14 protein-coding genes are annotated in these 13902 nt (G+C 60.1%); 3 read left to right on the top strand and 11 right to left on the bottom strand.

What is annotated here, in order from left to right:
- Positions 1-4: 4 nt before the first annotated feature.
- Positions 5-1087 carry a phage tail protein gene (locus tag V8N38_RS09585; RefSeq protein WP_147839463.1) on the top strand — a complete coding sequence of 361 codons (1083 nt, stop codon included), beginning with the start codon at positions 5-7 and terminating at the stop codon, positions 1085-1087.
- Positions 1088-1192: 105 nt separating this feature from the next.
- Here the strand turns inward: V8N38_RS09585 and V8N38_RS09580 are convergent, their stop codons facing one another.
- The 6 genes from V8N38_RS09580 to V8N38_RS09555 all read right to left on the bottom strand — a co-directional run bounded on the left by V8N38_RS09580 (position 1193) and on the right by V8N38_RS09555 (position 6885).
- Complete coding sequence (locus tag V8N38_RS09580; protein WP_048233367.1) at positions 1193-1684, bottom strand: phage tail protein; 492 nt, start codon at positions 1682-1684, stop codon at positions 1193-1195.
- Between the two features lie 14 nt (positions 1685-1698).
- A complete protein-coding gene (locus V8N38_RS09575; protein ID WP_147839464.1) occupies positions 1699-4668 on the bottom strand; it encodes a phage tail tape measure protein in 2970 nt (989 codons plus the stop codon).
- Positions 4658-4747: a GpE family phage tail protein gene (locus V8N38_RS09570; protein ID WP_238560252.1), complete on the bottom strand. Its 90-nt coding sequence runs from the start codon at positions 4745-4747 to the stop codon at positions 4658-4660. Before V8N38_RS09570 ends, V8N38_RS09575 begins: the two co-directional genes overlap by 11 nt.
- 83 nt (positions 4748-4830) lie before the next feature.
- Positions 4831-5130, bottom strand: coding sequence for a hypothetical protein (locus V8N38_RS09565; RefSeq protein WP_046687325.1), 300 nt, complete (start codon positions 5128-5130; stop codon positions 4831-4833).
- A 57-nt stretch (positions 5131-5187) separates the two neighbouring features.
- Positions 5188-5703: a phage major tail tube protein gene (locus V8N38_RS09560; RefSeq protein WP_048233361.1), complete on the bottom strand. Its 516-nt coding sequence runs from the start codon at positions 5701-5703 to the stop codon at positions 5188-5190.
- Complete coding sequence (locus V8N38_RS09555; RefSeq protein ID WP_147839465.1) at positions 5704-6885, bottom strand: phage tail sheath subtilisin-like domain-containing protein; 1182 nt, start codon at positions 6883-6885, stop codon at positions 5704-5706.
- A 150-nt stretch (positions 6886-7035) separates the two neighbouring features.
- Between V8N38_RS09555 and V8N38_RS09550 the strand changes: the two genes are divergently transcribed.
- Both V8N38_RS09550 and V8N38_RS09545 read left to right on the top strand, forming a co-directional pair.
- Complete coding sequence (locus V8N38_RS09550; protein WP_147839466.1) at positions 7036-8190, top strand: phage late control D family protein; 1155 nt, start codon at positions 7036-7038, stop codon at positions 8188-8190.
- 45 nt (positions 8191-8235) lie between these two features.
- Positions 8236-8484 (top strand): ogr/Delta-like zinc finger family protein, encoded by a 249-nt coding sequence (locus V8N38_RS09545; protein ID WP_072062302.1) that lies wholly within the window; start codon positions 8236-8238, stop codon positions 8482-8484.
- A 175-nt stretch (positions 8485-8659) separates the two neighbouring features.
- Here the strand turns inward: V8N38_RS09545 and ptsG are convergent, their stop codons facing one another.
- From ptsG to mltG, 5 genes are all read right to left on the bottom strand, one after another.
- Positions 8660-10093: a PTS glucose transporter subunit IIBC gene (gene ptsG / locus V8N38_RS09540; protein ID WP_016928184.1), complete on the bottom strand. Its 1434-nt coding sequence runs from the start codon at positions 10091-10093 to the stop codon at positions 8660-8662.
- A 343-nt stretch (positions 10094-10436) separates the two neighbouring features.
- Positions 10437-11213: a metal-dependent hydrolase gene (locus tag V8N38_RS09535; protein WP_147839467.1), complete on the bottom strand. Its 777-nt coding sequence runs from the start codon at positions 11211-11213 to the stop codon at positions 10437-10439.
- Positions 11214-11232: 19 nt separating this feature from the next.
- Positions 11233-12240 (bottom strand): DNA polymerase III subunit delta', encoded by a 1008-nt coding sequence (holB, locus tag V8N38_RS09530; protein WP_060419535.1) that lies wholly within the window; start codon positions 12238-12240, stop codon positions 11233-11235.
- Positions 12240-12878, bottom strand: a complete 639-nt coding sequence (gene tmk / locus V8N38_RS09525; protein ID WP_033646442.1) for a dTMP kinase — start codon at positions 12876-12878, stop codon at positions 12240-12242. The genes holB and tmk overlap by 1 nt, the downstream gene beginning before the upstream one ends.
- Positions 12868-13893 carry an endolytic transglycosylase MltG gene (gene mltG / locus V8N38_RS09520; RefSeq protein WP_049197996.1) on the bottom strand — a complete coding sequence of 342 codons (1026 nt, stop codon included), beginning with the start codon at positions 13891-13893 and terminating at the stop codon, positions 12868-12870. Before mltG ends, tmk begins: the two co-directional genes overlap by 11 nt.
- Between the last annotated feature and the right edge of the window lie 9 nt (positions 13894-13902).

Raw genomic sequence — 13902 nt, 5'->3', positions numbered from 1 at the left:
AAATATGGCTGATAAAAAGTTTCTCACGCTGATCACTGCCGCTGGCGCAGAGCGCCTGGCGAATGCAGCGGTGACGGGAACGCCGGTCGCCATCGCGGAAATGGCCGTCGGAGATGCAGGCGGTCAACTGTCCTCGCCGAACGCCGCCCATGCCGGCCTGATTAACGAGCAGTATCGGGGAATGCTGAATAAGCTGGTGATCGCCGACAGCGACGCCAGCGTCATCGAAGCTGAAATGATCATGCCACCGCAGATCGGCGGCTTCTGGCTGCGCGAGCTGGCGCTGTACGCCGACGATGGCGAATGCGTCGCCGTCGGCAAAATGCCAGAAACCTACAAGCCATTGCTGGCAGAGGGTTCGGGGCGTTTCCAGATAATCAGGATGCAACTAAAAGTCAGCAGCACGGCCGACGTGGAGCTGATTGCCGATCCGTCGGTGATTTTGGCAACCGCCGAGGACGTCAAGGGCGCGGAAGATGCGGCCAAGGACTACACGGACGAAGCGATCGGCGAGCTGGGCGAAAGCGTGAAAAAGGCGATCGCAGACGCAGTAGAAACCGCAATCCGCGACGCCTGGGAACAGGACAACCCTGTCGGCTCATCGCGCCTGTTCAATCAGAACGTGAACCCAAACACTAAATGGCCGTGGTCAACATGGGAGTACGCCGGCGAACACCTGACGATCAGAACGGCAAAAGCGGACGGCTCCGACGTCGGCACCCAGGGCGGTAGCGATACGGTGAGCATCACGCGCGCCAACCTGCCACAGTCTGTGCTGAATGTGTCGGGAAACACAAGCTGGCAAGAGGCGCAGACGCTGCAAACAACACCGGCAGGTAGACACCGGCACCAGGGAGGAATGTCCGCGCCCGGCGAGGCGTGGGATGGCGATTATATTGTCGGCTCTGACAACGACAACCACAGAACGCGCAACTACACCAGCGAGGCTGAAGACCATATCCACTCCGCCACCGTGCCGGCGCACGCTCACACCGTTTGGGCGCAAACGGAAGCGCTAGGCCAGGGCCAGGCGTTCAGCGTTGTCGAGCGCCATAAACTGCAAATGCTTTGGCACCGCGTAGCCTGACACGGCAGCAAAAAAAAGCCCCGCTCGGGGCTTTTTCTTCTCCTGCAGTACAGCCGGCGCCGTCTATATCTGCCGGTATCGAGTACAGACAGATCGCGCTATACCTCACCCGAACAAACCGTTTACCGATTTTGTCACCGAGTTGATCGCCCGGCTGGCGCTGGTTCGCAGCTCACCGAGCACATCACTCGCCGACGTCGTTTGCAGCTTCTCGCGAAAATCGCTGTCGACACGGCTCAAGCTGATAGAGAACTCGATTTTTTTCGGGTTACCATAGCGGTCAAACTCCGACTTACCCCGTTCTAACCGCGTCATCACGTACATGCCGTAAATTCGCCCGTCCCCCTCAATCAGCGGCCAGGGCCGGCCGGTGAAGCCGATCGTTTCCAGGCTCGACAGCGACAGATTGCCGCCCGTGATCTCCGGGTAGAGCACGCCGTCAAGCGTGATACTGTCATCCCCTGCCCCGATATACTGCCAGCCGGCAGACTGGTTAATGCGATCGTTCTTGACGTGGCGCCAGTCCTGCGAATGGCGCAGCTGCTGATACGGCGCCGTGCGCAGCGTAAAAACGAACATCCCGAATACCATCATCATAATTTTGACTCCCGTTAATCTCGATCGCGGAATGACCCGCGGTTACCCCTGACTGTGCTGGCCATCGCATCGCGCACCGCACTGCGCACCATCCGTTCCAGCTCCTGATCCGAACGCTGGCCGACATCGTTAAACACCAGTTGGAAGACGGGCCCACCGCCGCTAGGTGCGGACACGGGCGCCATCGCGGCCGGCTGTGACGCCGACGGCACAGTGAGCACCCCACCGCCGGAAGCGGCAGCCACACGCGGCACCGATTGCGGCATCACCCGCGCTTCCTGGTACGCCCCACGCAGCGCCAGCGCGCGCGGCAGATTTTTGAAGACGATATCCCCCGGCCCGATGCGTTTGGTGGCGTTGGTATTGTCGGCGGTTGCCTTGGTATTGCCGGCGATCTCGTTAAGGCGGCGTAGCGTGCCCGTGTCGCCGGTCAGTGCCGGGGGTGGCGAGCCGCCCAACTTCGGATCGACAGTTGCCGGGCCAGTCGGCAGACCGGGGCCGGCCCAGTTCCACCCCTTCTTCACCATTTTTTTCTGCTGCGGATCCCATTCCCACATCGCGGGCTGGTTGCGCAGCTCTTCGGCCTTGCGCCGGGCCTGCTCGATGCCATCAGGGATGAGGCCCATTTTCTCCAGCAGCCAGCCCACGCCATCCATCAGTTTTGACAGCGGGTACAGCAGCACCTGCAGCGCGGTGCCGAACACCCGCCCGAACGTCTCGCCGGCGCTGGCGCATTTATCCAGCGTCTCTTTGCTGGTCTGCATCGGCGTCAGCAGCTTGGTAAACCAGTCCCACACGCTGCTGAGGGCGTCACCAATCACGCCAAAGATCGGCGCAATACGGGCAAACGCTTCACGCAGCGGCGCCAGTGCCGACATGACGCCGGCACCAAATCCAACAAAGAACGCCTTGATCGGCTCCCAATATTTCCAGATCAGCACGCCGGCCGCGACAAAGGCGGCACCAATCAATCCGATCGGACTCAGCAGGAACGACAGCGCAGCACCCAGCGCTGAAAGTGCGCCGGTGAGAATGCCCCATAGCGTAGACAGGCCCGTCAGCCGCAGCGCCAACCCCATCACACCACGCACCAATGAACCCAGCGCTGCCGACGGCGCCATAAATACGCCCATCAGCATGCTGCGCAGCGGCGTCAGCGAACCCAGCAGCCCACGGAAGCCACCAGAGAGCGAAGCCAGCACACGCGACCAGCCGCTCACCCTTGCCATGGCATTACCGCCGGCGCCAACGAAGCCCCGCAGCGCGCTGACGGTTCCCATCAGACCGCGCCCACCCGTCAGCAATGTGAAGCCCAAACGCAGCTTAGCCAGTGGCCCAATCAGCAAGCCGGTCGCCAGGCTGGCGATCCCCAGCGCGGCCACCAGGGCGGTGACGGCGCCGGCGGTCAACAGAATGGATTGCGCCAGCCGCGGGTTTTCTTTTACCCACTGGCTGGCGGCATTGATCACCTCACTAAGCCCCTGCGTCAGCTTGCGCAACGGGCCGTCGGCAGTCTCTTCTACCTGAATGCGAAAGCCCTCCCAGGCGGAGTCCAGCTCCTTCAGGTCACCGCCGAGGTTATCCGCCATCACCTTGGCGGCCTTCAGTGCCTCACCCTGCGATTTCTTCAGGTCGGCCAGCAGATTCTGCAACTCACCGCTGCCGGCAGATAAAACCAGCGCCTGGAAGGACTTCGCGGCTTCCTCGCCCGCGATATCCTTGAAGAACGAGAGCTGATCGGTGGCGCCGTATTTCTTGATCGATTTGTAAAGGTCAGTGAGAACGTCCTCGGCCGGCCGCATCTTGCCGGTGGAGTCGGCCACGGTGACGCCAAGCTCTTTCAGCGCGTCGTTGGCTTTTTTCGTTGGCGCGGCCAGACGTGAGAACGTGGTTTGCAACCCAGTACCCGCAATACTGCCGCGCAGGCCCACGTTCGCCATCACGCCGATCATCGCCGTCGTTTGCTCAACGCTGACGCCCAGATTAGATAACCCCGTACCGGCGTACTTCATCGCCTCGCCGATGTTCTGCAGATCGGTGTTGGTTCGGGTGAATGCCCCTGTCAGCACGTCACTGACGCGATCCATCTCCTTTGGATCGAGGCGGAACTGTGAAAGGATGTTCGAACTGATATCCGCGGACTCACCGAGATCCATCCCACCGGCCAGCGCCATGTTGAGCACGCCAGGTAACGCGGCCTGAATCGCCTGCGGCGTAAAGCCGGCCATCGCCAGGAACGCCTGCCCGCTGGCGGCGTCGCGGGTAGTAAATGCCGTTTCGGCGCCGAGCTTTTTCGCCTGGGCGCGCAGGTCGGCCAGCTGTGACGAACTTTTATCCAGTCGCGTCAGCGCCTGCACCCGCGACATTTCGGCATCGAATCCCACGGCCGGCGCCAGGAAGCGGCCGCCGGTATACCCGGCAACCGATGCCCCGGCAACCATCCCCATGCCGGCGCCGCGTAGTTTGCCGGCAGCATCTTTAGCACGGGTGTAGCCGGCTTGCGCCTGGGTAACGGCGGCCAACTGCCGCCGCTCCCGCTCAAGCTGCTGGTTGTATTGCTCTGTTCGACGGATGGCGCTTTGTACCGCGCCGCTGCCGGCAGACAGATTAACCCCATGCTGCCGCACCGCCTGGGCCGCCTCTCGCAGCTTGGCCGTCTGCTGGTTGTAGGTTTGCGTCAGTCGGGTGAGCTTGCCGCGCAGGTTTTCCAGGTGCGCGGCCTGGGCGTCGGTCAGTTGCCCGCCCTCTCGAACGGTCTGATTCAGCCCGTTAAACTCGCGCTTGGCACGGTTAATCTTCTGCGCAGTGTCGTTGGCCTGCGAGCGCAGGCGGTCAAAGCTGGCGGCTTGCTTGTCCAGGTCTTTAACTGCGTTTTGCGTTTTCTTGAGGGAGTCAGACAAGCCGCTAACAGCTTTGCTAGCGGCTTTAACCGGGCGGGTGAGCTTGTCGATCGCGTTGAACGCGACGCGAATACTAAGATCCATGGTCATCCTCATCATCGTCATGGTTGCCGCTGCGGATGGCGGCGCGCTGGCGCCATGCCATCAGCTCGCGCAGCTCCATGCCGTACATCTCGGAGGGCGGCCAGTGAAAAACTACAGCAACGTCAGCGATGAGATCGTCAACGCTGACAAACAGCGGTTCCCTTACTTGTTCCCCGTCTCCGCCACGTTCGGTACGGACGGCGCCGCTTTGGTCAAAAAAGGTGTCATCTCTTCAATGAACGCCACAAAGTCACCGGTATCCAGCGTGGCGATCTCGGCGGCGGTCAGTGCCGGCGCGGTAACGCGCGTTAGCAGCGTTGAAACGGCGTCATAGTCGAAGTTGAGCACGTCGACCAGGCGCAGGCCACGCAATGAGCCGGCCTGCTTGATGGTATCGGTGATGGTGACAGTGGTGATCTCGCTGTTGCCGCGTTTAATCGGCGTGGTGAGCGTTACGGACATGTGCATGTTCTCCAGGCGGCCACGCGTGCCGCCTTCAAAGTGGTTAAGGGTTAACGATCAGCCGCCGAGGCCGAGGGCTGACACAATGCGATCGGGGTACAGGTTTTTCCCGTCGCGCTTGTAGATGAAGTTCAGCAGGTCGATTTCCAGCAGCGCCTTATCATCTACCGACAGCTTGTAGTAGGTGTTCTTGATGGCGTAGGTGTGGTTGGTGTCATCGCCCTGCTTGGCCTCACCCGGATCGATTTCAGTGATGCGGCCGCGCATTTCCACTTCCATCAGCGAACTGGTGCCGCCGCTGTAGATTTCACCGACGAAACGCAGGCGCATTTCGTCAATATCGCCGCCGTATTTGAGGATCAGCTCTTCAACGACGCCGCCGACCACCATCGACGCATCCAGCGCGCCACCGTCAAGGCCGAGGTCTACCGCTACGGCGCCTTGCATGCCGCCGCCCTGATAGTCCTCCGTCTTACGGGTGACTTTTGGCAAGGTGACGCTGGGGATCTTGCCGATGTGGTTGGTGCCGTCCACATACAGCGTGAACAGACGGAGCTTTTTAGGGATAGCCACTTATGCCCCTCCCAGCGACGCGAAAGCCGCTTCGTAGTATTGATCGGTGAAGGTCTGGATCATGGTCAGATCTTCGAGTGGCGGCACCGGGCTGTAGTTGTAACGCACCACAACTTTGCCCTGCCGAATGCCGGTTGTCTGGTTATCGACGATATCAAACCAGCACGCGGCGCCAATCAACCGGCCGGCGGTGACCAGCCTCTGCAGCTTGGCATTGATACCGCTGACCACATCCTTGACGTTTGCCGGCGTGAGCGGACTGTCTACCGTGGTAAATTGCGCCTCCGCGATGGTATCCGCCAGGATCTGCGCGGTACGGGTGTACACCTCGAAGATGTACTCGTTTTTGTCCGTGGTGCGGTTGCCCCAGAAGCGGAAGCCGTCACGTTTAATCAGCGTGGTAACTTCGTTGGCGTTCAGCTCGTTGGCGTCGGAATCTTCCGCCTGCAGCGCCCAAAAAACGTCTTTGGTGATGCCGAGCACGTTGCTAACCGCCACGTTCGACAGCGACTTATGCCAGCCCTGCTCGTTATCGATCTTCGCACGCATCCCCAACGCATACGCCACCGCCGGGAACTCTTCGTTCTTGCCACTCTCCGGGTTATAGGCGATGAAATTCGGCCAAATCAGCATGCCCTCACGCTCGGCAAACTGCTGGCGGTAGGTTTTTGCCTCGGCAATCGTCTCGCAGCCGTCGCAATAGCTGTAGGAAAACGCCCGCAGCTGCTTGGCAATCACCCGCAACTGTGCGGTGACTTCCTGCGTGTCATACATCGGCACACCAAGAATGCGCGGCCGGTAGCCGACTTTTTGCTCGGCGGTCAAAAGCGCGAACATGCCGGTATAGCTGCCGTCCGCCTGGGAACCGCCGATAATCAGCTGCGACTGGGTTTTCGCGCCGTCTTCAGTGCCAGCCGCCGCCACGCGCACCACAATCACGCGAGTACTGACCTGGTCAGAAATGGCCTTCAGGGATTTATAGAGTGAACCGGTTTTACCGGCCTTGCCGAGTACGCTGATTACCCGCGTGATCAGTACCGGCGTGTCTAGCGGGAAGGTGGTTGCGTCAGCATCATCCGCCACCGCGACCAGACCAATGACCGTTGAGTCAACGTCATTGATCGCGGTCTGCAGGTCGGTGTTTTCCTTGACGCGCGCACCATGGAAGAAATTGTCGGTCATACTGTACCGCCATCATGCTTGTGAGTTCGTGGTGATATTCGCCGAAAAACGCCGGCGCAACACGTGGCGCTGGTTGTCATCCGCCGGCGACAACAACGCGCGGTTTTCCCCGTCGCGCGCGCATGAAACCATCAACACAAAGGGGGAGCCATGGCACTGACTACTGACGCGATCAACAAGGCCAAATCACTGCTGGGTAGCGGCGCCAGCACGTTCAACGATTACCAGACGGAACTGTCGCGCGTGCCGGCGTTCAGCGTCCTGCTTGGCGGCAAGGAGCTGACCAGGCTGGATGAGCGCATCTTGTCGCTGGAGATGACCGACAACCGCGGCTTTGAGGCCGACGAGCTGACGATCACCGTGGACGATACTGACGGCCAGCTGCAGCTGCCGCCGCGCGGCGCCGAGGTGTCCGCGTCGATGGGGTGGCACGGTGAAGCGCTGGTTTACAAAGGCATTTTTATTGTCGATGAAGTGGCGCACGCCGGACCGCCTGATACGCTGACGATCACCGCACGCAGCGCCGATTTTCGCGACGAGTTCAACGTCAAGCGCGAGGTGTCCTGGCATGACGTCACCGTAGAACGGGTGGTGTCAGCGATCGCCAGGCGCTACAACCTGAAGGCCATCATCTCGCAGCAACTCATGGAGGTGGAGATTGACCACGCCGACCAGACGCAGGAAAGCGATATGTCCTTCCTGACGCGCATGGCCGAAATGCTGGGCGCCATTGCCACGGTGAAAAATGGCAGTCTGCTGTTTATCCTGCCCGGTGGCGGCGTCAGCGCCAACGGTAAGGCGCTGCCCTCCTTCGCCCTCACCCGCAGCAGCGGCGATCGTCACGCCTTCCGCATTGCCGATCGTGATGCCTATACCGGCGTGCGCGCTTACTGGCTCGATCTGGAATTCGGGAAAAAGAAAAAGGTCACGGTGAAGGCCCGCAAGCCGGCGAAAAAGAAAGTGCAGCGCAGCAGCAGCCGCGAGGGTGATTACATCGAGGGGGCCGACGGTAACGTCTATGTCCTGCGCAAAACCTACAGTAACGAAACGGCCGCCAAACGGGCCGCGGCCGCAAAATGGCAGCAGCTGAAACGCGGAGCCGCTGAATTTACCCTTACCCTGGCCTACGGCCGCGCCGATTTATACCCGGAGCAGCACGGCACGGTATCGGGATTTAAAACGGATATTGATAATCAGGATTGGATCATCGCCAGGGCGAGCCATTCGATCGACGGGAACGGCTTTACCACGCGACTGGAGCTGGAGGCTAAAATACCTGAATGGATTGCGGAAAGTGAGAAGTGACGGCCATAATAACGGGGAGTTCAACTCCCGCCATGGGAGGCCATCATGTTTGTTTGCCCGATCTGCGGTGCTATGGCCCGCACCCGCACCAGTCGCCGTCTCAGTGAAATGACGATACGGCAATATCATCAGTGTCAGAATTTCGAATGCAGTATCACATTCACGACGCTAAACAGCGTTGAAAAGCTGGTAACAAAACGCGGCCCGCGCGAAGAGCTACCACCCGACTTTATCCCGCAAGACGCCTTCCCTACGTCCCACTATGGGCGTGATCAGTTGAACCTGTCACTGTGAACCGGCCCGCCTTTAAGCGGGGTTTTTTATCATCTGTTTTCATAGAGATGCCATACACAGAGCAAACCAGATGGGTAAAAATGTGGTCACTTAAAATATAAAGCCTATAATTTTCAATAAAATAAACAACAAAAAAGGGAGGCTTTCGCCTCCCTTGGTAACTCCCCTGCCTGAATCAGTGATTACGGATGTATTCGTCCATATCGGTTTTCAGGTTGTCGGACTTGGTGCCGAAGATGGCCTGCACGCCGGAGCCAGCGACGACTACGCCGGCTGCGCCCAGTTTCTTCAGGCCCGCCTGGTCAACTTTGGACACGTCGGCCACGCTGACGCGCAGACGGGTGATGCAAGCATCCAGGTTAGTGATGTTTTCTTTACCGCCGAAGGCCTGAACCAGCGCCGCGGACATTTCGGAACCGCCCTGCGCAGTCTGCTCGGCAGCGGTGTCTTCACGGCCCGGGGTTTTCAGATCCAGTTTGGCGATCAGCACGCGGAAGATGGTGTAGTACACCAGACCGTAGACGATGCCGACGATCGGGAACAGCCAGATTTTGCTGCTGTTGCCGCTCAGTACGATAAAGTCGATCAGGCCGTGCGAGAAGCTGGTGCCGTCACGCATGCCCAACAGGATACAGATTGGGAACGCCAGACCGGCCAGGATAGCGTGGATCACGTACAGGATCGGCGCGACGAACATGAAGGAGAACTCGATCGGCTCGGTGATACCGGTCAGGAACGAGGTCAGCGCGGCGGAGATCATGATGCCGCCGACTTTCGCGCGGTTTTCCGGCTTGGCCGAGTGCCAGATAGCAATCGCCGCAGCAGGCAGACCGTACATTTTGAACAGGAAGCCGCCGGACAGTTTGCCCGCGGTTGGGTCACCCGCCATGTAGCGAGGGATGTCGCCGTGGAATACCTGGCCCGCCGCGTTGGTGAATTCACCGATTTGCATTTGGAACGGTACGTTCCAGATGTGGTGCAGACCGAATGGCACCAGAGCACGCTCAACCACGCCGTAAATGCCGAAGGCCACGACCGGGTTCTGATAAGCCGCCCACTGCGAGAAGGTCTGGATAGCCGTACCGATCGGCGGCCAGATGAAGGACAGCACTACGCCCAGAACGATCGCCGCCAGACCGGAAATGATCGGCACGAAACGCTTACCGGCAAAGAAGCCCAGGTATTCCGGCAGTTGAATGCGGAAGAAGCGGTTGAACATATAGGCCGCGATGGCACCGGAGATAATCCCCCCGAGCACACCGGTATCCGCCAGGTGTTTGGCCGCAATCTCTTCAGCCGGCAGGTGCAGCACCAGCGGCGCAACCACCGCCATGGTTTTCACCATGATGCCGTAGGCCACCACCGCCGCCAGCGCGGAAACGCCGTCGTTGTTGGTGAAGCCCAAAGCGACGCCGATGGCGAAAATCAGCGGCATGTTGGCGAAGACCGAACCGCCCGCTTCCGCCATCACGTGGGAGACTACCGCAGGTAGCCAGCTAAAGTTGGCGGAGCCGACGCCCAGCAGAATACCTGCGATAGGCAACACGGACACCGGCAGCATGAGCGATTTACCTACTTTTTGCAGGTTTGCAAATGCGTTCTTGAACATAGTTGAGTGTGCTCCTGAGTAATAATGCTTTGCTACTTCTTGTCGCGATAATTCGCGCTGCAAGGGGGGGAGAAAAACCCCTGCAATTCAGGGTGTCTGAGCACCCCTTGAATTTATTACGCAGAGTAAAATAAATAGCCTGCGCAATGTTTGATGACAATCACGTTTCGATGATCGAGCCGCGGTAACTTTGCATAAACCGGCTGTTTTTTGGCAAAACGGGCCAAAAAACACGCATCAATCACCCTGAAACGGGAAGGAACCTTACCCGTTTCAGTGATTAATTACGAGCTTAAAAAAAATTACGCAGACAATGACCTACAGCTATAGCCTAGGTCAAAGATCACAGATCGAGGTGAAATAAGCGTGAAAAGTTGGCGGTGGTCGCTTCGGCCAGTTGTTCCAGGCTGACGCCCTTCAATACCGCCATGTATTCAGCCACATCGCGCACATAGGCGGGTTGGTTTTCTTTGCCGCGATGCGGCACCGGCGCCAGATAAGGCGAATCGGTTTCCACCAGAATGCGATCCAGCGGCACATAGCGGGCCACCTCACGCAGCTGTTCGGCGTTGCGGAAGGTCACGATGCCCGAGAAGGAGATGTAGAAGCCCAGATCCAGCAACGCTTCGGCCGTGGCCAGATCTTCGGTGAAGCAGTGAAGTACGCCGCCGCAGTCCTGTGCGTTCTCTTCACGCAGGATCGCCAGCGTGTCCGCACGCGCATCGCGGGTGTGGACGATCACCGGTTTGTTCAGATCCCGGCCGATGCGGATATGTTCGCGGAAAGAGTCCTGCTGCAGCTCGAGATTGTCTTTCTGGTAGAAGTAATCGAGCCCGGTTTCCCCCAGCGCTACCACCTGTTCCGCCGCCGCCAGGCGGCGCAGCTCGGCGTAATCATACCCCTCTTCCAGATTGAGCGGATGCACCCCGCAGGAGAAGGCCACGTCGTTGCGCTTGCCGATCAGCTCGGTCATGGAACGGTAGCCCGTCAGCGTGGTGGCGACCGCCAGCACATAGCCGACGTCGCGCGCTTTGGCCTTGGCCAGCGCATCGTCCACATTCTGGTGCAGCGTTTGATAATCCAGACTGTCAAGGTGGCAATGAGAATCGACTAACAACATAATGTTTAACTCTTTTACTTTACAGCGAATGAGGGTGGGAATAGCCGGCGGCGCCGAGCATCTGTTCCCAGCGAAGTAACTGTTCGGTCAGCAGCAGCTCGCGATTGACGCCCACCACGCTGAGCAGCTGATGGCGACAGTTCAGCCACTGCTGCACGATCTGCTGCAGCGAGGCGCTGCTCAGCAGGCTGGCCAGCTGATGCACCAACGGCTGCTGATCCTGATTCAATACATACTGATGCGCGCCCTGCTGCCACTTCATCGCGTCCACCAGCAGCGCGCACAGCCAGTGCAGGCGCTCGGCGACGTCTTCATGGTTCAACACCGGCAGCAGCGACAGCATATCGCGCTGCGGCAGCGCGGCGCTCAACGCGGCGCACAGGGCGCTGCGCTGTTGCCACTGCTGCGGCTGCAACAGCTGTTCGGCGGCCAGCGGCGCGCCGTCGTGCAGGCGCAGCGCCGTGAGGCGGTCCGTCTGAGATCCGGCCGCCTGTCGGCCCAGCCACTGCAGGCTGAGCTGCTCATCCGGGCTCGCCAAATGCCAATACAGGCAACGGCTGCGCAGCGTCGCCATCAGCCGCGACGGCTCACGGCAACCCAGCAGAAAATAGGTTTTCTCCGGCGGCTCTTCCAGCGTTTTAAGCAGCGCGTTGGCCGCCGCCTCGGTCAGCTGTTCCGCCTGCGGCAGCCAAATCACTTTAGCGCCGCCCTGCTGGGCGTGGGCGTACAGCGTTTCAATCACTTGGCGGATCGGCTCGATCCCCAGGCTGCTCTTGCCCTTTTCCGGCGCCAGCACGTGATAATCCGGGTGGTTGCCCGCCAGCATCAGCCGGCAGCTGTGGCACTCGCCGCAGCTTTTTTCACCGTTGCGCTGCTGGCAGATCAACCAGCGGCTCAGGCCGTAGGCCAGCGCGTCGTCACCGTTGCCCGGCGCCGCGTGCAGCAGCAGCGCATGATGGCCGCGGCCGTCGGCGTACTGCCCAACCAGCTGGCGATAAGGGCCGTTCAGCCACGGGTACCAGTTCATTATGCGCCTTCCTGCTGCCGCAGCCAGTGGCCGACGCAGTCGCGGATCGCCGCGGTCACCTGCTCCAGCGGCTGGGCGGCGTCGACGGTGACGATGGTTTTATCCTGCGCCGCCAGCTCGAGATAGCGAGCGCGGGTGCGCTCGAAGAACGGCAGCGCTTCCTGTTCGATGCGATCCAACTGACCGCGCGCCTGTGCGCGTTGCAGGCCGACCAGCGGCGGCAGATCGAGATAGACCGTCAAGTCCGGGCGAAAATCCCCCAGCACGGTGTCGCGCAGCGAGCTCATCAGCTGCGGATCCACGCCGCGGCCGCCACCCTGGTAAGCCTGTGAAGAGAGATCGTGGCGATCGCCCACCACCCAGGCGCCGCGCGCCAGGGCCGGTTTAATCACGGTTTCCACCAGCTGCACACGCGCGGCGTACAGCATCAATACTTCGGCCTTGATGGTCGGCAATTCGCCGTCGATGCCGCGCTTGAACAGATCGCGCAGCTTCTCCGCCAGCGGCGTGCCGCCCGGCTCGCGGGTGAAGACGATGTCGCTGACGCCGTGTTCGCGCAGCACATTGACCACCGTATCGCGCGCGGTGGTTTTACCCGCGCCTTCCAGCCCTTCGATAACAACGAATTTACTTTTCATTCTTTTCCTTTAACGCCTGACGGTACACGCGCACCGCCTGGTTATGGCTCGCCAGATTGGTGGTGAAGGTATGCCCACCCTTGCCGTCGGCGACAAAATAGAGATAAGGCGTTTTGGCCGGATTGGCGGCCGCCTGCAGCGAGGCCTCCCCCGGCATGGCGATCGGCGTTGGCGGCAGGCCGGCGATCACATAGGTGTTGTACGGCGTTGGCGTCTCCAGATCCTTGCGCGTGATGTTGCCATTATAGCTTTCGCCCATGCCGTAGATCACCGTCGGATCGGTCTGCAGGCGCATGCCGATGCGCAAGCGGTTGACGAACACCGACGCCACCTTGCTGCGCTCTTCCGGCACCGCGGTCTCTTTCTCGACGATCGAGGCCATGGTCAGCAGATCTTCCGGCGTTTTATACGGCAGGCTGGTATCGCGGCCGGCCCAGGCGGCCTGCAGCGCTTTGTTCATGCGCACGTGTGCGCGTTTGAGCAGCGCGATGTCGCTCATGCCGGCGGTATACTGATAGGTATCCGGGTACAAATGCCCTTCCGGCGTTTCTCCCGCAGGAATGCCGAGCGCTGCGGCAATCTCCGCTTCGCTCTTGCCCGCCAGGGTGTGTTTCAGGTATTTGGACTGCTGCAGCACCTGCTGCCAATCACGCAGGCGTGAGCCTTCGATAAAGCGTGCGGTGAACTGCGCCTCTTTGCCGCTGGCCAACAGTTTCAGCATCTGGCGCACCGTCATGCCCGGCGTGAACCGGTAGGTACCGGCTTTAAACTCCGCCAACTCCGGCTCCAGCTTCAGCAGCCACTGGAACCAGCGCCCGTTGTGCACCAGTTTATCGCGTACCAGTAGCCCTTCCAGCGCTACTCGGCCGGTGCCGGCCGGCAGTTTGAAGATGGTTTCTTGCTGGATAGCCAGCGGCGTATCGGCAAAGCGTTCGATCTTCTGGTAGCCCCAAAACAGCAGCGCCAATACCAGAACAACAATAACAGACAGGACCTTCAGCTTTCTTTTCTTCATCAATCAGCC

It is taken from the genome of Serratia nevei, assembly GCF_037948395.1.
Lineage (GTDB): Bacteria > Pseudomonadota > Gammaproteobacteria > Enterobacterales > Enterobacteriaceae > Serratia > Serratia nevei.
The sequence above is the reverse complement of the archived record's forward strand: the minus strand, read 5'-3'. Positions and strand labels throughout refer to the sequence as shown.

Bases quoted from the DNA above. Each gene is read 5' to 3' on its own strand.
- holB (WP_060419535.1), bottom strand. From the start codon at position 12,240: ATGAACTGGTACCCGTGGCTGAACGGCCCTTATCGCCAGCTGGTTGGG.
- V8N38_RS09565 (WP_046687325.1), bottom strand. From the start codon at position 5,130: ATGTCCGTAACGCTCACCACGCCGATTAAACGCGGCAACAGCGAGATC.
- V8N38_RS09535 (WP_147839467.1), bottom strand. From the start codon at position 11,213: ATGTTGTTAGTCGATTCTCATTGCCACCTTGACAGTCTGGATTATCAA.
- V8N38_RS09575 (WP_147839464.1), bottom strand. From the start codon at position 4,668: ATGGATCTTAGTATTCGCGTCGCGTTCAACGCGATCGACAAGCTCACC.
- V8N38_RS09555 (WP_147839465.1), bottom strand. From the start codon at position 6,885: ATGACCGACAATTTCTTCCATGGTGCGCGCGTCAAGGAAAACACCGAC.
- V8N38_RS09550 (WP_147839466.1), top strand. From the start codon at position 7,036: ATGGCACTGACTACTGACGCGATCAACAAGGCCAAATCACTGCTGGGT.
- V8N38_RS09545 (WP_072062302.1), top strand. From the start codon at position 8,236: ATGTTTGTTTGCCCGATCTGCGGTGCTATGGCCCGCACCCGCACCAGT.
- tmk (WP_033646442.1), bottom strand. From the start codon at position 12,878: ATGAAAAGTAAATTCGTTGTTATCGAAGGGCTGGAAGGCGCGGGTAAA.
- V8N38_RS09585 (WP_147839463.1), top strand. From the start codon at position 5: ATGGCTGATAAAAAGTTTCTCACGCTGATCACTGCCGCTGGCGCAGAG.
- ptsG (WP_016928184.1), bottom strand. From the start codon at position 10,093: ATGTTCAAGAACGCATTTGCAAACCTGCAAAAAGTAGGTAAATCGCTC.
- V8N38_RS09570 (WP_238560252.1), bottom strand. From the start codon at position 4,747: ATGGAGCTGCGCGAGCTGATGGCATGGCGCCAGCGCGCCGCCATCCGC.
- mltG (WP_049197996.1), bottom strand. From the start codon at position 13,893: ATGAAGAAAAGAAAGCTGAAGGTCCTGTCTGTTATTGTTGTTCTGGTA.
- V8N38_RS09580 (WP_048233367.1), bottom strand. From the start codon at position 1,684: ATGATGATGGTATTCGGGATGTTCGTTTTTACGCTGCGCACGGCGCCG.